Genomic DNA, 21,131 nt, shown 5'->3' with positions numbered 1-21,131 from the left:
CGCTGATGCCTGCGCATGAGCAACAGATCCTGGCGCTGGAATTACGAATCGCGCATCCTGCTCGGTGCGCTGTTCGCCACCTTGCCCGCGCTGATCGCGCTCGCGGCGGCACTGTGGTTGGCCACAAATGATGTCACCCGCACTGTCGCGATCTGGGGTGGCGTAGCCGTTTTGACGATCGGCCTCAGCATCGTCGTGCGACGCAACGCGGTGTATCCGCTGTACACCTTGTCGAACCTGCTCGAAGCCTTGCGTGAAGGCGACTACAGCCTGCGCGGATCACGCGCGCGCCGCGGTGATGCGATCGGCGAAGTGGTGCTCGAAATCAACGCGCTCGCACAGACCTTGCGCGAACAACGCCTCGCCGTCGAAGAAAAAAGCGCGCTGCTGGCGAAGGTGATCGCCACACTCGATATCGCGGTGCTGGCGTTCGATGCCGATGGCCACATCAAGCTGGCCAACCCGGCGGCGGAACGCCTGCTCGCCGCGAACGCCAATGAGCTGGCCGCGCAGACCGCGCTATCGCTCGGGCTGCAGGATTGCCTAGCGATCACCGACGTGCGCGTGCTCGAACGCAGCTTCGCCAGTGGCAGCGGACGCTGGGAAGTGCGGCATGCGCGTTTTCGCGAGAACAGTCGTTCGCACGATCTGCTCGTGATCAGCGATCTAAGTCGCGCGCTGCGCGAGGAAGAACGCCTCGCTTGGCAACGTTTGCTGCGCGTGCTCGGCCACGAGCTCAACAACTCGCTCGCGCCGATCCGCTCGATGGCCGGTACCTTGTCGAAACTCACCGATCGCGAGCCGCTGCCCGATGACTGGCGCGAAGATGTGCAAGGCGGCTTGCGCGTGATCGGCGCGCGTGCCGAAGCACTCGCGCGTTTCATGGCGCGCTACACGCAACTCGCGCGCTTGCCGCCACCGAGTCCGCGCGCGATCGAATTCGGTGCGCTGGCGCATCGTGCCGCGTTGCTCGAACAACGCGTTGTGGTGAGCATCGATGCCGGCCCGGCATTGCAACTCGACGTCGATCCCGACCAGATAGAACAGGCGTTGATCAACCTGATTAAGAACGCTGCCGATGCCGCACTCGATGGCGGCGCGCGCGTGAGTCTGCGCTGGCGCCGGAACGATGCGGAATTGCATATCGAAGTGATCGACGACGGCCCTGGCCTACCGCCGAGTGAAAACTTGTTCGTACCGTTTTTCACGACCAAGCCTGATGGCTCCGGCATCGGCTTGGTGCTCGCACGGCAAATCATCGAAGCGCATGGCGGCACACTCACGCTGGAAAATCGGCACGATGCGCGCGGCTGCATCGCACGTCTGCATTTGCCCGCACCGGCGCTCTGAGCTCGCTTGATGCAATTGTGTAACGCCGCCCGCAACGTCTAAAGTTCGGCCGATGAGATCCGTGCCAGCCCGCTCCCTGATGACCCGACTGCGTCGCCACGTGGCGATGTCGGCGTGGTTGTTTGCCTTGCTGGTACTGGCGCAGACCGCGTTCGCCACGGTATGTCTGACGGATGCAGCGCCGCCATCATCGACCCTCGCGACGGCCACCGCCGAGCAAGCCGTAACGTTGATAGTTGCCGCACAAAATCCATCCGCTGACGAAGCTGAAAATTGCTGGCATGCCGGCAGCGGTGGCTGTCATTGCGCGTGTGTGCATAGTGTCAGCCTGACCTCGTCTGCATGGCATATCGAGATCAAGCCGCCAGTTTCGACAAGGTTCGATTTCTCGCCCGCCGCGCCCATCGTCGCCGTGCACGACGATCATCTGCGCCCTCCTATCGCCTGAATTCGTTTTGCTGCGCTCTTCGTGAGCGCTGGTGGATGACGCGTTTCACGCGTGTATCCGGCTATCGAATTTCAGGAGTTTTCCATGTCATCACCTGTTCGCGCACGTCGTCGTGCGTGCTGGGCATTCGTATTTGCGAGCGCCTGTTTTACGGCTGCCGTTCTGGCGCAGTCGAACTCTTCGGCCGTGACTTCGTCGGACTCAGCAACGGCATTGATCGAAGCGCCGCCCGCGCTGTCGCACGCACTGCGCGAGGTATGGGCACGCAACCCCGCCGTGCAGGCGGCGCAGGCAAAAGTGGCGGCGCAATACGCGCGTGCTGATGCGGCGCAACAGCCGCTGTACAACCCCGAGATCGAAGTCTTGGCGCAACGTGCCGATGTCAATACGCGCAGTGTCGGGATCAGCCAGGCGATCGACTGGTCGGGCAAACGTCGCGCGCGTGCTGATGTCGGCGACGCCGAGTTGCGTGCCGCCGAAGCCGAACGCGATCAAGTGCTTCAGCAAATCGGTTTGCAGTGGCTGAGCGGATTTAGCGCGTATCAGGTCGCTGCTGCGCAGGTCGCACTCGGCAACGAACGCATCCGTTTGCTGCAGCAGTTTGCTGATCTCGCGCAGCGACGTTTTGCGGCCGGCGATATCCCTTCGCTGGAACGCGATCTGGCACAACTCGCGTTGCTTGAAGCGCGCACGCAGCTCGCCGAATTGTTGGCGAATCAGGCGCAGGCGCGACGAACAATCGCCGCCGTCGGCGCTGATGCCAATGCGCTGCCCGAGCTGCCGCGCGTTTTGCCACCGCCGCTGCCGACAGCCATCGCCACAGCGTCGATCGAGGGTTTGCCGACGATCCGCCTGGCACGTGCGAATAGCGAAATCGCGCAAGCACGCATCACCGTCGCCGAGCGCGAACGTCACGCCGATCCGGTGATCAGCATCAGCGCTGGTCGCGTCGATAGCGGCCCGCTACGCGACAACCTGATCGGTGTGTCGTTGCGCATTCCGCTGTTCGTGCGCAACAACTATCGCGCCGAAGTGACCGCCGCGTATGCCGATGTCGATCAAGCCGATGCCAGCCTGCGCGATCAGCTTCTGCGCGCGAAAGCGCAGGCGAGTGAGGCGGCCGATACCTACAACGCGTTGCATGAGGCGTGGGCCGGATGGGAAAGCAGTCATGCGCCGCGCATCGCCGAACGCGCGATTTTGCTGCAGCGCTTGTGGCAGGCGGGCGAACTCGGCACCTCGGATTATCTCGTGCAACTCACGCAGAGCATCGACACCGAACTCGGCGCAACCGGCCTGCGCGCACGCGCTTGGCAGGCATGGGCGGACTGGCTAGCCGCGAGCGGCGGACTCAACATTTGGCTGCATGGCAACAACAATTTTCCAAGCCCTCAGGAATGAACCCATGAACACAAAATGGATAGGCAATCTGCTGCTCTTTCTCTTGAGCACAAACGTTTTCGCGCAAGATTCCAAAACCAGTGAAAGCGCCGCGGCCAGCCCGCTGACAATCAGCGCTGCCACGCAACAACAGCTTGGCATCGCCACTGCGATCGCTGAAAAGCGCGCCATGACAGACGAGCTGCGCGCGCCGGGCGAGGTCAAGGCCAACGCTTACGCGACGACGCTGGTTTCGCCGCGCATCCCCGCGCAAATCGTGGGCCGGCATGCCCGGCTTGGCGAAACGGTGAAAGTCGGACAGGCGCTGGTCACGCTATCGAGTGTGGATGTGGCGGAGGCGCAGAGCGCGCTGATCGTGAGCGAACGCGAATGGCAGCGTATGCAGGCGCTCGGCGCCGATGCGATATCCGGCAAGCGTTATGGCGAGGCGCAAATCGGTCGCGACCAGGCACGCGCGAAGCTGCGCGCTTATGGTGTCGGCGATGGCGAAATCGCCTTGTTGTTGCAGCGTGGATCAGCGAGTGCGACTGGCGAATTCACCTTGGTAGCGATACAAGCCGGCCGCATTGCCAGCGATGAATTTATCGTCGGCGAGCGCGTCGAACCCGGCAAGATTCTATTTACCGTGACCGATGAAAACACGGTGTGGGTGGAAGCGCAGCTCGCGCCCGATGTGGCCGAAAGAGTAACGCCAGGCGCGACCGTGCGCATTGTCGGACACGGCCAGTCGCATGTCGGCAAGGTGGTGCAGTTGATGCATCACACGCGCGAGGCATCGCGCACTACGCCGGTACGCATCGAAGTCGGCAACGATGGCGATCGACTGCACACGGGCGAATTTGTCGAGACGTTTATCGCCACCACGGCCAGCGCGCAAACGTTGGTCGTGCCGACCGATGCGATCGTGCAATTGCAGGGACAGGCGGTGGTATTCGCGGAAAAAACCGGCGGGCACTTCGAAGTTTTGCCGATCCTCGCGGGCGAAGTCCGCGGCGAATTTACTGTCGTGAGACAAGGTCTCGATATCGGTACGCGCATAGTCAGCAAGGGTGCATACGTATTGAAAGCGCGATTGTTGAAATCGCAGCTGGGAGAAGAGTGATGACTGATCCCACCTTTTCCTGCGATGGAGCATTGCGATGCTGAATCGTCTGGTCGAATTGTCGTTGCGCTACAAAATTCTGGTGCTGATCGTATTTGTCGTGATCGCGTTGTTCGGTTATCGCGCGGTGCGCCACGTGCCGATTGACGCCTTCCCCGACGTGACGCCGGTGCAGGTGAATATCTACACCGAATCGCCTGGCCTCGCCGCCGAGGATGTCGAACAACTGCTGACGTTCCCGGTCGAGTCGACGATGGCCGGCTTGCCAAAGGTGCAGGAAATCCGCTCGGTGAGTTTGTTTGGATTGTCGTATATCTCGGTATATTTCGCCGACGATATGGACGTCTATTTCGCGCGCCAGCTCGTCAACGAGCGGCTGCAAGAAGTCGGTGATCGCCTGCCGTCCGGCTATGGCAAGCCGGGCATGGGGCCGAATACTTCCGGACTCGGCCAAGTGTTCTGGTACACGGTGGAGCGTGCCGACAGCAAGCTCGCCGACACGATCAGCGACATGGATTTGCGCACCGCGCAGGATTGGACGGTGCGGCTGATGTTGCGCACCGCGCCGGGGGTCGACGATGTCACTTCATGGGGCGGCGGCGAGCGCCAATTTCAGGTGCAGATCGATCCGCTCAAACTGATCAAGCACCAGCTCGATTTCAAGCGGGTGATGGAAGCACTTCAGGATAACAACGGCCAAGTCGGCGGCAATTCGATCACCGTCGGCCGCGAGCAATATCTGGTGCGCGGCCTGGGCCTCGTGAAAAACGCCGAGGACATCGGCGCGATCGTGCTCAAGAGTGAGGATGGCAATCCGGTGTACATGCGTGATGTCGCGCAGATCCTGCCCGGCGCCGCCGCGCGCTTCGGCGCGGTCACACGCGATGGCAACGAGGTCGTGCTCGGCATGGCGCTCGCGCGTATCGGCGAGAATGCAAAATCGGTGGTCGCAGGAGTGAAGGCGAAACTCGAAGCCGTGCGCAGCGCATTGCCGCCTGGCATCGTGCTCAAGCCGATTTACGACCGCACCGATCTCGTCGACCAAGCCGTGAGCACAGCAGTGCGCGCGTTGATCGAAGGCGCGTTGTTGGTCGCGCTGATCCTGTTTCTTTTTCTCGGCGAATTGCGTTCGGCACTGGTGGTGATCGTGACCTTGCCGATGGCGATGTTGATTGCGTTCATCGGCATGGACAAGATGGGCTTGTCGGCCAACCTGATGTCGCTCGCCGGGCTGGCGATCGGCATCGGCATGATGGTCGACGGCGCCGTGGTGATGATCGAAAACGTATTCCGGCTGATGGCCGAACGACGCGCGCACGGCGAACCGGTCGATCGAACTGCCACGGTACTCGCGGCTGCGCGCGAGGTCGCCAATCCGATCGCATTTGCCATCGGCATCATCGTCGTCGTATTCCTGCCGCTGTTCAGTCTTGAAGGTCTGGAGGGCAAGCTGTTCAAGCCGATGGCGATCACGATCAGCCTGGCGATGGCGGGTTCGTTGCTGTTGTCGCTGACGCTGGTGCCTGTGCTCGCATCGCTGATTTTGCGGCCCGGCGAAGAGAAAGATACGCGACTGGTTGCGTGGTTGAAGCGCCGTTATTTGCCGCTGCTGGGATGGGCGCTCGGACACAAGCGCTTGACGCTCGCTATCGCTGGTATCGCACTGATTTTCAGCCTCGTGCTATTCCCGTTTCTCGGCAAGGAATTCATGCCGCAATTGCAGGAAGGTTCGATCATGTGGCGGGTCACTTCGATCCCGTCGACATCACTCGATGAATCGATCGCAGTATCAAAAACCATTGCCGATGCGTTCAAGAAATTTCCCGAGGTCGAAACCACGCTGGCGATGATCGGGCGCGCCGAGAAAGGCGAAACCGCCGACGTCAACTACATGGAAATCTACACCGCGCTCAAACCGCCGCAGACATGGAAAACCGGTCGCGATATCGGCGCGCTCGAACGTGCGATGCAGCAGACGCTGGCTGAGGTGGTGCCGAATACGGTGCCGAGTTTTACCCAGCCGATCCAGATGCGTGTCGAGGAATTGATCTCCGGCGTGCGCGCGACGCTGGCGTTGAAACTGTATGGCGAAGATCTGCGCGAACTCGATCGGCAAAGCCAGGCGCTCAAAGCAGTGCTGGCGAAAATTCCCGGCGTGGCCGATCTTTCGCTGGAAGCGAATCTCGGCAAACCGCAAATCAAGATAACGGCGGATCGCGAGGCACTCGCTCGTTACGGATTAAATGCGCAGGACGTGCTGACCATCGTGCGCAACGGTATCGGCGGCGAACCGATCAGCACCCTACTGGACGGCATCAAGCGTTTTGCGATTTCGGTACGGCTGGACGATGCATCAAAGGCCTCGGTCGAATCGATTCGGCAGATTCCGCTGCGCAGTTCGAGCGGTGCGATCGTGGCGCTCGGCCAAGTTGCCGAGATTAGCGTGACCGAAGGTTATTCTTTCGTGCGCCGTGAGCAGCTGCAGCGCTACGCGGTGATCCAGATGGACGTGCGAGGTCGTGACATTGACGGCTTCGTGAAAGAGGCCAATGCCGCCATCGAACAGCAGGTGAAGTTGCCCGCTGGTTACTGGACCGAATGGGGCGGCGCGTTTGCCAACCAGCAACGCGCGATGGCGAAGCTGGCGCTGATCTTACCGGCGACAATCTTTTTCATCTTCGTATTGCTCTACACCGCGTTCAATTCGCTGCGCCACGCCGTGCTGATCCTGGCCAACGTGCCGTTCGCAACAATCGGTGGCATTTTTGCACTGGCGCTCACGCGGCAATATCTGTCGGTGCCGTCGGCGATCGGATTTATCGCGGTGTTCGGCGTGGCGATGTTGAACGGCATCGTGCTCGTGAGTTTCCTCAACGAGTTGCGTAGTCGCGGATTGTCGATTCGCGAAGCGGTCGTGCGTGGCACCGCGCTGCGCCTGCGTCCGGTGTTGATGACGGCGAGCGTGGCGATACTCGGCATCGTGCCGATGTTTCTCGCCTCCGGCGTCGGCGCAGAAACGCAGCGTCCGCTCGCCGCCGTGGTGATCGGCGGATTGCTCACCTCGACCTTGCTCACGCTGGTGTTGTTGCCGGTGCTGTACGAATGGTTGGAACTCCGCGCAGAACGGCGCGCGATAACTCCGCCATGACTGCAGTTGCAGTGTCTTGTCCGCGCCGTGGCGCGGATAAAGTCCGCGAATAGGAAACGCACGCCATTCTGTGCCTGCCCCGGGATGGCGTGCGCGCGACTGCGAATTCATCTTGCGTGGAAGATCGCTGCGGCTCGATTCGCAAACGGCACGGCCACAAACTTTGCGCATTCGGAATAGTGGTTTCAATTGAAACTAATAACCACCGAACTCGATCGAAGCTATTTTGAATTAAGAATAATTAATTAACTTTTTGTCACTTAGTGCTAATCTTCGGCCCGCGACATGCTTTGTTGCACTGCAATAAAACTCGATTTTAAGATCTTATTGCACACGGCAGTATTACTTTTATAAAAAAATTAAAGTTACCCGCGAGTATCAAGCATGTTGCTCGTTAGCTGAACTGTGTTTTGCTTTTTCACCTGGAGGAAAAAATGCATCGCAATATCAGAACTATGAAGCACAAGCTTGCACTCGCTGTATTGGCCACCGGTCTTACTTGCGGCCTGTCGTTATCCGTTGGCGTCAGCGCCACGGAAATCGCGTCGAACGGTTTTAACGTCGCCAGTCTCGGCGCTGGCAGCATCGCTGCGCGCCACGTGCCCGCTGCGGTTGCCAACGGCCAGGCGCCGTTGATGGCCAAACTGTCCGGCGATCAGCACGTCAAACTCGGTTTGAACCTGCCGCTGCGCAATCAGGCCGATCTGGATACCCTGCTGGAACAGCTGCAGGATCCGCAGAGTCCGAATTTCCATCAGTACCTGAGCGGCGAAGAATTCACCGCGAAATTCGGTCCGACCGAAGAAGACTATAACCAGGTCGTCGCCTGGGCCAACGCGAATGGCCTGACCGTCACCGAGACCACGCCGAACCGTCGCCTGGTGAGCGTCGAAGGCAGCGCGCAGAGCATCAATAGCGCGTTCCACGTCACCATGAACACGTACCAGCATCCGACCGAAGACCGCACCTTCTTCTCGGCAGATCGCGAACCGGTCGCCAGCAGCCTGAGTGTGCCGCTGCTGAAGGTTTCCGGTCTGGACAACTACGTTCGTCCGTTCACTCACCTGAAGAGCAACCCAACCCGGGCCGCGCAGATCCTGCCGCACATCACCGGTTCGGGTCCGAGCAACCAGTATCTGCCGAGCGACATGCGCGCGGCGTATTACGGTTCGGGTCCGCTCACCGGTGCCGGTCAAAGCATCGCGATCTTCTCGTATGACGGCTACAAAACCGCCGACATCGCCAAGTTCTATACATCCACCGGCATGACCTCGAACGTTCCGGTCAACAACGTACTCGTCGGCGGTTACAGCGGCGTTTGCGATGACGGCACCGGCAGCGGCACCGGCACCTGTAGTGACGGCGAGCAAATTCTCGATATCGTCAATGCCATCGGCATGGCGCCGGGCATCAGCCAGATCCAGTTCTACGAAGGTAGCAGCGGCGTGGCGGTGCTCAACAAGATGGCCACCGACAACACCAGCAAGATCATCAGCTGTTCGTGGGGCGGTGGCGATTTCTCGCGCGCCAGCGACGACCCGATCTTCCAGCAGATGGCAGCGCAGGGCCAGACCTTCCTCAACGCCACCGGCGATGATGGTGCATACAACAGCTCGACTTGGTTGCCACCTTCCGAAGATTCGTATGTCCTCGAAGTCGGCGGCACGGATTTGCTGACCAACGGCGCTGGCGGTTCATGGGCGTCGGAAACCGGCTGGGCGACCAGCGGCGGCGGTTTTTATTCCGCATCAGGTGCCACTATCCCGAGCTGGCAGCAGACCACTGGCGTGATCACCTCGACCAACAAGGGTTCGACCACGTACCGCAACGATCCGGATATTTCTGCCGAAGCCGATTTCGACAATCCGACCGTGGATAACGGCAGCTTTTTGACCGGTTACGGCGGCACCAGTTTCGCTGCTCCGCGTATCGCTGGTTTCATCGCGCTGGCGAATCAGCAGTCGGTTGCCAACGGCACCGGTCCGCTCGGTTTCGTCAATGCCAAGCTCTACACCATCGGTCTGGGCACGAGTTATTCAACGACCTTCCACGATGTTACCAGCGGCAATAACAAGCCATCCAAAGGCAGCGGCACCGGCTTCAATGCCGTCGCTGGTTATGACCTGGTCACTGGTTGGGGCAGCCCGAACGGTGCGAACCTGATCGCAGCTTTGGTCGGTGGCACCACGCCAACGCCGAACTTCACCTTGTCCGATGCCCCTGGCAGCGCCAGCGTGACCCAGGGCGCCAACGCCACGAGCACCATCAGCGTGACCGATTCCGGTGGCTTCACCGGTAGCGTCGCCTTGACCGCCTCGGGCCTGCCTTCTGGCGTGACCGCGTCGTTCAGCCCGGCCAGCACTACCAGCACCAGCACGCTGACCTTGACCGCCAGCGCCTCGGCGACCACGGGTCCGGCCACGGTCACCATCACCGGTACTTCCGGTTCGCTCTCGCACACGACCAGCCTCGCGCTGACCGTGAACGCGGCAGGCGGTGGCGGCGGTAATGTGTTGGTCAACAACGTCGCCGTGACCGGTTTGTCCGGTGCGACCGGTGTGCTCTCGGCCGATTACACCTTCACCGTTCCGGCTGGCGCCACTGCAGCCACCGTAGCCATTTCCGGTGGTACGGGTGATGCCGACATGTACGTGCAGGTCGGTGCAGCCCCCACGCTGACCAGCTACAGCTGCCGTCCGTATGTCTCGGGCAATGCGGAGAGCTGCACGCTGACCGCGGGCAATACCTACCACATCAAGCTTAATGCGTATGCCGCTTATACCGGTGTGAGCCTGGTCGGCAAGTACACTGCCGGTGGCGGTGGTGGTGGCGGTAATGTGCTGAGCAACAATGTCGCGGTGACCGGTTTGTCCGGTGCGACTGGCGTGCTCTCGGCCGATTACACCTTCACCGTTCCTGCTGGCGCCACTGCAGCCACTGTAGCCATTTCCGGTGGTACGGGTGATGCCGACATGTACGTGCAGAACGGTGCAGCGCCGACCCTGAGCAGCTACAGCTGCCGTCCGTATGTAACGGGCAATGCGGAGAGCTGCACGCTGACGGCGGGCAATACGTATCACATCAAGCTCAATGCGTATGCTGCCTATTCGGGTGTGACCCTGCTCGGCAAGTACACGCCGTAAGCTGTCACGCTTGATGACCGATCCGCCGCGCTAATAGGCGAATCGGTTGATCGATCAAAAGAAAACTCCCGGTCTGCGAAGGCCGGGAGTTTTTGTTTATGCGGAAACCAAAACACGGCGCGCATGCGGCTTGCTATATTCGCGCCGATCCGATCGCTGCCAAGAATCACCCATGAATCCAGTCACCGAGATTGCCGATACCTCTGCCGCACGGAGAGGCGCGGCTTTATCTCCCATCGTCGTACGCTTCGGCGCGCTCGGCGACCTGATCCTGCTGACACCGTTGCTGCATTTGCTGCACCGACGTTATGGCAAGCCGTGCCAGTTGATTGGCTCGGGCGGATGGATGCAACCGCTGTTTACGCGTCATCCCGATGTCGATTCGACGTGGCTTGTGCGCAGTCGGCGACGTCCGTATGTGCTCGATTCCAGCCAGTGGCGGCTGGTGTCTGCATTGCGCGAAAATCCGCAAAGTCCGGTATATGTTTGCGACGATCACGCCCTCGATAAAGTGCGCTGGCTGTTGCGCCGTGGCGGGGTATCCAAGCAACGCTGTGTATTTGCGAGCGAGCATCGCGATCAGCAAGGAGAGCACTGGAATGACCGCTGGATGCATCTCGGCCGACTGAACCCGCCAGCGTTCAACGCGGGCGAATACCCATGGCAACCTGAAGATTTGCTGCCTGCACCGAAATTGGCTATCGATGCGGTCGATCGCAGCGATCGCGATGCCTGGGTGCAACAGCACGGCTTGCAAAATCACGATTTTCTGTTGCTTCAGATCGGCAACAAACGCACGTTCAAACGAGGTCGGCTCGGGCAATTCGGCGATTCGAAAGCGTGGCCGATCGAGCGCTGGGTCGGACTGTTACAGGCACTGCACACACAGTTGCCGCAGACGCGATTAATCCTGTGTGGATCACCGCAGGAAGCGACGCTGCTAAGCGACGTAGAAAAAGCATCGCAACTGAAGTGTGTGCAAGTCGCGGCCACGGATTTGCCGTTGCGACGATTATTCAGTCTGCTCGAAATCGCGCGCGGAATGATATCCATCGATACCGGTCCGGCGCATGCCGCAGCCGCGCTAGGCTGCCCGCTGCTGGTTTTGTATGGCGCAGCGCCGCCGGCAATGTGGAAACCTCGCAGCCCGACCGGTAGCGATGTGGTGACGTTGGGCGGACCACCGCTATCCGATCATGTCGAGAACATAACCCTGGAAACCGTATTGGCAGCGTGGAAAACCATTCGATTGCGCAAGCCCTTGGCTGACGCCTGAGCAGGATCTTCCGTGATGGTTTTATCGATAGTCTTCTGACAGTGCAACTATTACGATTATTAAAATAATAAATCCGATAGCAATTTTCGATAAGAAAATTAGGTATTCGTGCGTAATTAAAATACGATCAACAATTACTGCTGGTTCGCCACCGCCGCCTTTTGGCAATCATGCGTGCTGAGAAAAGAGACGACGCCAGCTGCGCCGTCTCTTTAATTATTTTCAGATCGAGTAATACATCTGGTATTCGATCGGATGCGTGGCCGCACGGAAGCGCGTCACTTCCTGCATCTTCAACTCGATGTAGGCATCGATGAAGTCGTCCGAGAACACGCCGCCCGCGGTCAGGAACGCGCGATCCTTGTTCAATGCTTCGAGTGCCTGATCCAGACTGTGGCATACGGTCGGAATGCCCTTCTCTTCTTCCGGCGGCAAGTCGTACAGATCCTTGTCCATCGGTGCACCCGGATCGATCTTGTTGAGGATGCCGTCCAGCCCGGCCATCAGCAACGCCGAGAAGGTGAGATAGCCGGTGTTGATCGGATCGGGGAAACGCACTTCGATGCGCCGCGCTTTCGGGCTGTGCACGAACGGAATGCGGCAGCTGGCCGAGCGGTTGCGGGCCGAGTAGGCGAGCATCACCGGCGCTTCGTAACCGGGCACGAGACGCTTGTAGCTGTTGGTGCCGGAGTTGCTGAAGGCATTGATCGCACGGGCGTGCTTGAAGATGCCGCCGATGTAATACAGCGCGGTCTGGCTCAGGCCGCCGTACAGATCGCCAGCGAACAGGTTGGTGCCGCCTTTAGTCAGGGACTGATGCACGTGCATGCCGGAGCCGTTGTCGCCGACGATCGGCTTGGGCATGAAGGTGGCGGTTTTGCCGTTGCGATGCGCGACGTTCTGCACGACGTATTTGAGCGCGAGCAGTTCGTCGCCTTTCTTCACGAGCGTGTTGAAGCGTGTGCCGATTTCGCACTGGCCGGCGGTGGCGACTTCGTGATGATGTACTTCGACGACCTGGCCCATGGCTTCGAGCAGTTTGCACATTTCGCCGCGCATGTCGCCGAGCGAATCGACCGGCGATACCGGAAAATAACCGCCCTTCACGCCCGGACGGTGGCCGGAGTTGCCGCCTTCGAATTCCTTGTTGCTGCTCCAGGCGGCTTCTTCGGATTCGATCTCGAACGACGCACCGGACATTTCGTTGCGCCAGCGCACGTTGTCGAAGATGAAGAATTCGGGTTCGGGGCCGAAGTGGCCAATGTCGGCCACACCCGAGGCTTTGATGAAGGCCTCAGCACGGCGGCCGATGGAACGCGGGCAGCGCGAATACGCTTGCATGGTGCTGGGTTCGAGCACGTCGCAATTCAGGATCAAGGTTGGCGCTTCGCTGAACGGGTCGAGCACGGCGCTGTCGGGATCGGGCATCAGCACCATGTCCGATTCGTTGATGCCTTTCCAGCCAGCAATCGAGGAGCCGTCGAACATCTTGCCTTCTTCGAACAGCGCGTCGTCCGCGGCGTGGGCCGGAAACGTCACGTGGTGCTGCTTGCCGAGCATATCGGCAAAACGCAGATCAACGAATTCGATCGCGTGTTCCTGGATCAGCTTCTGGACATTCGCAGCGGACATAAAATCTCCTGGGTGGTGATGGTTACGGGATTCGCATCATCGCAGACCGCGGTAAAAATTTGCTATCTCAATGCATGGAAAAGTCGGCGCCGCACCCACATGCGAACGCCGACCCGGAGTTGCACCCGGCGCTGCGCAAAGTCCGCGCAAACGCCGAGCGCGATAACGGCTACATATCGTATGCCGACTCACCATGCGAACTGATATCGAGACCTTCGCGTTCCTGCTCTTCGGTCACGCGCAGACCGACGATCAGATCAGCGATCTTGAACGCGATGAATGCCACCACCGCCGTCCACACGATCGTGATACCAACCGCCTTGGCCTGGATCAACAACTGTTGCGGAATACCCGGATAACCCATCGTCATCTTCACCCAATCCTGGGTCGAACCCGGTCCCCCGAGACTCGGCGCATTGAATATACCAGTCAGCAACGCGCCGCTGATGCCACCGAGCGCGTGCACGCCAAACACGTCGAGTGAATCGTCGGCTTTGATAATTTTTTTCAAACCCATCACACCCCAGAGACAGATCACGCCCGCGGCCAGACCGATCGCGAACGCGCCCGGCACACCGACATTGCCCGCCGCCGGAGTAATGGCAACCAGCCCGGCAACCGCGCCGGAAGCCGCACCGAGCATTGATGGTTTACCCTTCACGAGCCACTCGACCAGCGTCCACGACAACACCGCGCACGCCGTGGCGAGATAGGTGTTGAGAAACGCGAGCGCAGCCGAACCGTTCGCCTCAAGTGCGGAGCCGGCGTTGAAACCGAACCAGCCGAACCACAACAGCGAGGCGCCGATCATGGTCATGGTCAGGCTGTGCGGACGGATCGCTTCCTTGCCATAACCGACGCGTTTGCCGAGCATGTATGCACCGATCAAACCGGCCACACCGGCATTGATATGCACGACCGTACCGCCAGCGAAATCGAGCGCGCCCATCTGCCAGATGTAACCGGCGGTGGCGTTGATCGCGTCACTCTTGCTGGCGTCGACATACGCATCCGGGCCGGCCCAGAACCAGACCATGTGCGCGATCGGCAGATAGCTGAAGGTGAACCAGATCACCATAAAAATCAGCACCGCGGAAAATTTCACGCGCTCCACGATCGAACCCAGAATCAGGCAGCAGGTGATCGCGGCGAAGGTCGCCTGGAATACTGCAAACACGATTTCATAAAGCGGCGTCGCCTTGGAAAACGTGGCGGCCATCGAGAAAGAACCGTCGGCTGGAGTGAACGTGCCGTTGAGAAACAATCGCGAGATTCCGCCGAAGAAAGGATTGCCTTCGGTGAACGCAATGCTGTAGCCGTAAACGAACCACAGCACCGTGATCAGCGAAAATACGACAAACACCTGCATCAACACCGACAGCATGTTTTTGGTGCGCACCAGGCCGCCATAGAACAACGCAAGTGCGGGCACCGACATCAGCAATACCAATGCGGTGGAAGTCAGCATCCACGCCGTATCGCCCTTGTTTGGCACCGGTGCGGGTGGCGGCGCTACAGCCGCTGCAACGGCGGGCACGGCATCCTGGGCGAAGCCGTATTGAGCGAGCAAAAGTGCAGCGGCGCCGCAGGCGAGTGCGATCAGCATCGGCGTGTAACTTTTTAGATCGGGAGTTCGAGTTGCGGTAATCATTGGGGTCGCCTCATTGATAGGGATGCGGTCAGAGCGCGTCTTTGCCGATTTCGCCCGTGCGAATGCGCAGCACCTGCTCGATCGGACTCACGAAAATCTTGCCGTCACCGATCTTGTCGGTGCGGGCCGCGTGCATGATGACTTCGAGTGCGGCCTCGACCAGCTCATCGGGAACGACGGCTTCGATCTTGATTTTCGGCAGCAGGTCGACCACGTATTCGGCACCGCGATAAAGCTCGGTATGGCCTTTCTGTCGACCGAAGCCTTTGACCTCGGTGACGGTCAGGCCCGACACCGCGATTTGGGTGAGGCCCTCGCGTACTTCATCGAGTTTGAACGGCCGGATGATGGCGGTGATCAGTTTCATCGGTATCTCCTTTTTTCTGCCCAGATCGGGACGGGACGGGTTTGGCTGGATCGCTGCGCGCTCATCTCAGAACGTCTTGGTCAGCGTGATGACGCCGGTCGAGCGACCGACAAAGTGATCGTAGTAATTGGTGTAAACAGACTTGTCGGCATTGCTGTCGAAATAGGCGATCGCGAGCGCGAAACCCTTGTCGAAATTCTTGGTGATGCCGAGCTTGTAGTCGGTGTACGAGGCATCGCCAAAACCATCGATGCGCTGGTGACCGACGTGGGCATTCAGCAGCCAGCTCGGCACGAACTCGTAGTTCGCCGAAAGATCGATGTAGCCCGAGTTCTTGGTGTCGCTGAAACCGAAGGCGTTGCTCAGCGTGTGTGAATATTTCAGCGAGACGAATTTGTACGACAACGCGCCGTAGATTTCGGTCGTGTTCGCACTCGTGAATCCGCCGGGATAGGTGCCCGGATAATAGTAGGTGTAGAGGCCAACGTCGTAGCCGAAGTCATCGTTGAACTTGCCGCGATAACCGGCGTAGAAATCGAACTCGACATTGCTCGACACCGGCGCGGCCGAGGTCGAGTAATCCGACAGCCAACTGATGCTGCTTCCCCAGAATCCCGCGTACATACCACTGGGATCGTCGTACTCCAGACCGCCCTGCAAAGCAGGTTTTTCATTGGTCTGGGTCAAGCCACGAAAAATATAATCACTAGCCACGGTCAGCGATCCGACCCACGGATTCGCTGGTGCGGCGGGTACTGCGTCCTCCGCGAACGCCGTGCGAGCGACGCTCAATAGTGCGATCGAAATTGCAACAGCAAACGCAGTGCGCTTCATGGCTCATTCCTTTTTTTGCGGGTTAAGGGCACGGTGGGTATTCATGCAGACGCGCCGTGTTGCACGCCTGCCTGCGCACGACACAATCGCGTCGTGCGGTAATCCCAAGTCCAGCTCCTATCCCTCCCCAGCAAACGACGTCTGTGCGTCGTGTTTCGCTCCTTTCTCCTTATCTGTTGATTCGGACGTTCCGGCGCCGCACCCCCGCAACGCCGGAACCGCCTGAATTTGTTTTAGATCGAGTAATACATCTGGTATTCGATCGGATGCGTGGCCGCACGGAAGCGCGTCACTTCCTGCATCTTCAACTCGATGTAGGCATCGATGAAGTCGTCCGAGAACACGCCGCCCGCGGTCAGGAACGCGCGATCCTTGTTCAATGCTTCGAGTGCCTGATCCAGACTGTGGCATACGGTCGGAATGCCCTTCTCTTCTTCCGGCGGCAAGTCGTACAGATCCTTGTCCATCGGTGCACCCGGATCGATCTTGTTGAGGATGCCGTCCAGCCCGGCCATCAGCAACGCCGAGAAGGTGAGATAGCCGGTGTTGATCGGATCGGGGAAACGCACTTCGATGCGCCGCGCTTTCGGGCTGTGCACGAACGGAATGCGGCAGCTGGCCGAGCGGTTGCGGGCCGAGTAGGCGAGCATCACCGGCGCTTCGTAACCGGGCACGAGACGCTTGTAGCTGTTGGTGCCGGAGTTGCTGAAGGCATTGATCGCACGGGCGTGCTTGAAGATGCCGCCGATGTAATACAGCGCGGTCTGGCTCAGGCCGCCGTACAGATCGCCAGCGAACAGGTTGGTGCCGCCTTTAGTCAGGGACTGATGCACGTGCATGCCGGAGCCGTTGTCGCCGACGATCGGCTTGGGCATGAAGGTGGCGGTTTTGCCGTTGCGATGCGCGACGTTCTGCACGACGTATTTGAGCGCGAGCAGTTCGTCGCCTTTCTTCACGAGCGTGTTGAAGCGTGTGCCGATTTCGCACTGGCCGGCGGTGGCGACTTCGTGATGATGTACTTCGACGACCTGGCCCATGGCTTCGAGCAGTTTGCACATTTCGCCGCGCATGTCGCCGAGCGAATCGACCGGCGATACCGGAAAATAACCGCCCTTCACGCCCGGACGGTGGCCGGAGTTGCCGCCTTCGAATTCCTTGTTGCTGCTCCAGGCGGCTTCTTCGGATTCGATCTCGAACGACGCACCGGACATTTCGTTGCGCCAGCGCACGTTGTCGAAGATGAAGAATTCGGGTTCGGGGCCGAAGTGGCCAATGTCGGCCACACCCGAGGCTTTGATGAAGGCCTCAGCACGGCGGCCGATGGAACGCGGGCAGCGCGAATACGCTTGCATGGTGCTGGGTTCGAGCACGTCGCAATTCAGGATCAAGGTTGGCGCTTCGCTGAACGGGTCGAGCACGGCGCTGTCGGGATCGGGCATCAGCACCATGTCCGATTCGTTGATGCCTTTCCAGCCAGCAATCGAGGAGCCGTCGAACATCTTGCCTTCTTCGAACAGCGCGTCGTCCGCGGCGTGGGCCGGAAACGTCACGTGGTGCTGCTTGCCGAGCATATCGGCAAAACGCAGATCGACGAACTCCACGTCGTGTTCCTGGATCAGCTTCTGGACATTTGCGGCGGACATAAAAGGGGCTCCTGAGTAAGTAAATAGAAAGGTTGAACTTCGTTATAGCAACCGCCATGCCAGTTATATTTTCGAATTAAAAACAATGGCTTGCCGAGAAGTTATTCACGCGGACCGGGTTGGCAGCGCCTTTCTGCTCCTAGATGGTGCAGATCAAGTGCTGCGCCGCACCAAAACCGTGCGCAGACCGTGTGTGATATGCGCTTTCGTCGTGCCATCGCATTCGTGACAGCTACGCCTCAGCCGATCATCCCGCTACCATACGCAACTGCTTTCGGCGCGCGACTCGAACTACACCGTCGCTGAACTGCGCCGCGCCTTCCATCCATCGAGAGCCAACGCCCGTGAATACTTTTTTGACCGATATCCTGCTCGGCGTGATCGAAGGCATCACCGAATTTCTGCCGATTTCCAGCACCGGGCACTTGCTGATTGCGGAACACTGGCTGGCGCCACGTTCCGAACTGTTCAACGTCGTGATTCAGGCCGGCGCGATCCTCGCCGTCACAGCGATTTACTGGCCGCGTATCTGGCAGTTGCTGACCGGCTGGCGCGAACCGGCGCAGCGCGATTACCTGCTGAAGCTGTTCGTCGCCTTCCTGATTACCTCGGCACTCGGCTTCATCGTCGTCAGTGTGCTCAAGTTCAAATTGCCCGAAGCGCTGGCGCCGGTGGCGTGGGCGTTATTGATCGGCGGCGTGTGGATGCTGATCGCCGAGCGGCTCGCGGCGGATCAGCCGGATCGTCAGACAATTACTTGGCGCGTGGCGATTCTGGTCGGCCTCGCGCAGATCGTCGCGGGCATATTTCCGGGCACGTCGCGCTCGGCCGCGACGATTTTCGTCGCCATGCTGGCGGGCACCAGCAATCGCGCCGCGGCAACGGAATTTGCGTTTCTGGTCGGCATTCCGACGATGTACGCCGCCAGCGCCTACGAGCTGTTGAAATGCTACAAGGCCGGCGCGCTGGCGAGTGAAAACTGGAGCAGCGTCGGTATCGCGTTTGTGGTGTCGACGATCACTGCGTTCATCGCGGTAAAGTGGCTGCTCGGTTACATCCGCAGCCATCGTTTCACGGCGTTTGCGATCTATCGCATCGTGCTTGGCGCGGTTTTGCTTATTGCGTTGGCGACCGGCGTCGCCTGATAACGACGCCGTATTCGTTCAACCGCCGCGCAACGAAAACTCGCGATTGAAATCACCGATCGCACCAACCAGATCGGTGACCGCGATACGTTCGACTTCCGTCAGATACGGATTCCAGCTATCCAGAATCAACACGACGCGCGTGCTCTGACTGCGATTCCACGCCTCGTGTTCGAAGGTGTCGTCGAACGTGACACAGCGACCTTCCTGCCACGAATGTTCCTCGCCACCCACACGGATCGCGCAATCCTCGGGCACGATCAACGGCAGATGCGTGACCAGGCGTGTGTTGGTGACGCCGTGATGCGGCAGGATATGGGTGCCGGGCGTGAGCACCGAAAAACAGATCTCCGGTGCGTGCTCACGAATGCGCACGATCGGCAACGCATCAATGATCGCCGCGGTCTGCGGACAACGCGCGCAGTTCGCATCCTGGCGCTCGCCGTGACGATAAAAGAAAAATGCGTCCCACGCTGGCGCGCCTTGGCTACCACCGCGCAGATATTGATCGCCCTCGGCTGGTGTCGGCACCCCGAGAAACGGTTCCAGTGCGTCCGGCTCGGTCAGCAAGGCCTGCATTTCTGCGCGAATTATATCGGTATGTTTTTCGAGCTCGACTTGCCACGGGAAAAGATCACTGGCGAAATACGCGCGCGTCGGCAGATCGGGGAAATACAGAAATTTCGGCTTCTGATACGCATCGGCAATCGTGCTCGGCACATCGCCCAGATACATCGCCAGACAGCGTTCGATACGCAGCATCGCCGCGGCGCCGTGCTGCGCGCGCAACGGTTGCAGCACCGCCGATAAAATTTGCTGGCGACCGCGATGCACAAAATCCATCGCGTGTGTTACCGCTGCATGCAAGGCTGGCGGCGTCGACGCTGCACTGAGCCAATAGCCCTGATTTTGCGCCGCAGTGATGGCACGCAAGTAGGTGCGCAAGGCCGCGCGTCCATCGCCGCGCTGTTCCTGCAAACCGCCCAGATGCAGTTGCAGATCGTAGTGTTCGGGCGCAGCTTCGATCGCCTGCTGCAGAGTTTTTTCGGCAGCCTCGCGATCACCCGCTGCTGCATGTACGACAGCGAGATTTTTCAGCGTTGCCTGCGCATTCGGTTGCGCAAGATCCGCTAGCTGCAACATGTTCGTCGCTTGTGCAAATTGACCGCGTCCCAACGCGCGCATGGCGATGAAATTCAACGCCTCGACCTGACTCGGCTGCGTCTGCAGAATCTGCGCGCAGATTTGTTCAGCCTGATCACCCTGCCCTTGTTGCGCGAGTTGCCGCGCGTGTTCGAGTAGCGCGCCGATATCACCGCTGGCTGCAGAATTCATTGCGCTCTCAATCTGCGGAATTCAGCAGCGGCGGATACAACGTGTACAGCCCGGTCAGGCCGGCTTCCGCCAACACGTGGCCCTGCATTGCGTTGCGCACATCGGCTAGCGTGAAGCGACCGCTGAGGCCAAGCGTTGCCACATCGAGCGCAAACACTTGGAAATGATAATGATGCATGAGCTCGTCGTTCCACGGCGGACATGGCCCGTCGTAACCGAAATAATCGCCCGCCATGTCCGCATCGCCCGCAAACCAGCCGGTGAAATCGTTCAGGCCTTGCACACTATCTTCCGGGCCAAACGGCTCGCGCTGGCCGCGCGGAATCACGCCTTCGGCGCAACTGCCGGCGCCAAGCTCACGCACTTCCGGCGAAATATCCAGCATCAGCCAATGCACAAATTCCGCACGCGGCAAACTCGCCGGCACCGTGCGTCCGGCCTGGTTGACGTCGTCGGGTTTGCTCGGCACATCGCTGTCGATACACATCAATACGAACGAGCGCGTTGCCGCTGGCGCATCGCTCCATGCCAGATGCGGATTGCGATTCGTCGAAAATATGCACGGTGAATCCGGCCCGGGTTTGCCAAACGCGAACTCGGCGGGAATGCGCGCGCCGTCCTGAAAACTTTCGCTCTTGATTTGCATGCCGTTCTCC

Annotated in this window: 15 protein-coding genes; 8 read left to right on the top strand and 7 right to left on the bottom strand. The window is 59.7% G+C overall.

Annotation, left to right across the window (positions count from 1 at the left end; genetic code table 11):
• Window positions 1-15: 15 nt before the first annotated feature.
• From ELE36_RS01165 to ELE36_RS01135, 7 genes are all read left to right on the top strand, one after another.
• Entirely contained in the window at window positions 16-1,350 is a 1,335-nt protein-coding gene (locus ELE36_RS01165) for a sensor histidine kinase (RefSeq protein WP_129831357.1), read from the top strand.
• Between the two features lie 61 nt (window positions 1,351-1,411).
• Window positions 1,412-1,798 carry a hypothetical protein gene (locus tag ELE36_RS01160; RefSeq protein ID WP_129831356.1) on the top strand — a complete coding sequence of 129 codons (387 nt, stop codon included), beginning with the start codon at window positions 1,412-1,414 and terminating at the stop codon, window positions 1,796-1,798.
• 84 nt (window positions 1,799-1,882) lie between these two features.
• Window positions 1,883-3,199: a TolC family protein gene (locus tag ELE36_RS01155; RefSeq protein ID WP_129831355.1), complete on the top strand. Its 1,317-nt coding sequence runs from the start codon at window positions 1,883-1,885 to the stop codon at window positions 3,197-3,199.
• Window positions 3,200-3,203: 4 nt separating this feature from the next.
• Window positions 3,204-4,301, top strand: coding sequence for an efflux RND transporter periplasmic adaptor subunit (locus ELE36_RS01150; RefSeq protein ID WP_129831354.1), 1,098 nt, complete (start codon window positions 3,204-3,206; stop codon window positions 4,299-4,301).
• Between the two features lie 37 nt (window positions 4,302-4,338).
• The gene (locus tag ELE36_RS01145) at window positions 4,339-7,449 is read left to right on the top strand and encodes an efflux RND transporter permease subunit (RefSeq protein WP_129831353.1); all 3,111 of its coding nucleotides are present in this window, start codon (window positions 4,339-4,341) and stop codon (window positions 7,447-7,449) included.
• 455 nt (window positions 7,450-7,904) lie between these two features.
• Window positions 7,905-10,592, top strand: a complete 2,688-nt coding sequence (locus tag ELE36_RS01140; protein WP_165371419.1) for a pre-peptidase C-terminal domain-containing protein — start codon at window positions 7,905-7,907, stop codon at window positions 10,590-10,592.
• 172 nt (window positions 10,593-10,764) lie between these two features.
• Entirely contained in the window at window positions 10,765-11,868 is a 1,104-nt protein-coding gene (locus ELE36_RS01135) for a glycosyltransferase family 9 protein (RefSeq protein WP_129831351.1), read from the top strand.
• A gap of 222 nt (window positions 11,869-12,090) precedes the next feature.
• On the opposite strand, the gene glnA (ELE36_RS01130) is transcribed toward ELE36_RS01135, so the two are convergent.
• The 5 genes from glnA (ELE36_RS01130) to glnA (ELE36_RS01110) all read right to left on the bottom strand — a co-directional run bounded on the left by glnA (ELE36_RS01130) (window position 12,091) and on the right by glnA (ELE36_RS01110) (window position 17,995).
• A complete protein-coding gene (glnA, locus tag ELE36_RS01130; RefSeq protein WP_129831350.1) occupies window positions 12,091-13,500 on the bottom strand; it encodes a type I glutamate--ammonia ligase in 1,410 nt (469 codons plus the stop codon).
• Between the two features lie 169 nt (window positions 13,501-13,669).
• Window positions 13,670-15,151: an ammonium transporter gene (locus ELE36_RS01125; protein WP_129831349.1), complete on the bottom strand. Its 1,482-nt coding sequence runs from the start codon at window positions 15,149-15,151 to the stop codon at window positions 13,670-13,672.
• A 28-nt stretch (window positions 15,152-15,179) separates the two neighbouring features.
• Window positions 15,180-15,518 carry a P-II family nitrogen regulator gene (locus ELE36_RS01120; protein ID WP_129831348.1) on the bottom strand — a complete coding sequence of 113 codons (339 nt, stop codon included), beginning with the start codon at window positions 15,516-15,518 and terminating at the stop codon, window positions 15,180-15,182.
• 66 nt (window positions 15,519-15,584) lie between these two features.
• Window positions 15,585-16,352, bottom strand: coding sequence for a TorF family putative porin (locus ELE36_RS01115; RefSeq protein WP_129831347.1), 768 nt, complete (start codon window positions 16,350-16,352; stop codon window positions 15,585-15,587).
• A gap of 233 nt (window positions 16,353-16,585) precedes the next feature.
• Window positions 16,586-17,995 (bottom strand): type I glutamate--ammonia ligase, encoded by a 1,410-nt coding sequence (gene glnA / locus ELE36_RS01110; RefSeq protein WP_129831346.1) that lies wholly within the window; start codon window positions 17,993-17,995, stop codon window positions 16,586-16,588.
• Window positions 17,996-18,339: 344 nt separating this feature from the next.
• Here glnA (ELE36_RS01110) and ELE36_RS01105 point away from each other — a divergent pair, with 344 nt between their 5' ends.
• Window positions 18,340-19,140 (top strand): undecaprenyl-diphosphate phosphatase, encoded by an 801-nt coding sequence (locus ELE36_RS01105; protein ID WP_207215836.1) that lies wholly within the window; start codon window positions 18,340-18,342, stop codon window positions 19,138-19,140.
• Between the two features lie 18 nt (window positions 19,141-19,158).
• On the opposite strand, the gene ELE36_RS01100 is transcribed toward ELE36_RS01105, so the two are convergent.
• On the bottom strand, window positions 19,159-20,475 hold the full coding sequence (locus ELE36_RS01100; RefSeq protein WP_129831345.1) for an aspartyl/asparaginyl beta-hydroxylase domain-containing protein: 1,317 nt from the start codon (window positions 20,473-20,475) through the stop codon (window positions 19,159-19,161).
• A 7-nt stretch (window positions 20,476-20,482) separates the two neighbouring features.
• Window positions 20,483-21,121: a YbhB/YbcL family Raf kinase inhibitor-like protein gene (locus ELE36_RS01095; RefSeq protein WP_129831344.1), complete on the bottom strand. Its 639-nt coding sequence runs from the start codon at window positions 21,119-21,121 to the stop codon at window positions 20,483-20,485.
• Window positions 21,122-21,131 lie beyond the last annotated feature (10 nt).

Source organism: Pseudolysobacter antarcticus (genome assembly GCF_004168365.1).
Classification (GTDB): Bacteria; Pseudomonadota; Gammaproteobacteria; order Xanthomonadales; family Rhodanobacteraceae; genus Pseudolysobacter; species Pseudolysobacter antarcticus.
The sequence above is the reverse complement of the archived record's forward strand: the minus strand, read 5'-3'. Positions and strand labels throughout refer to the sequence as shown.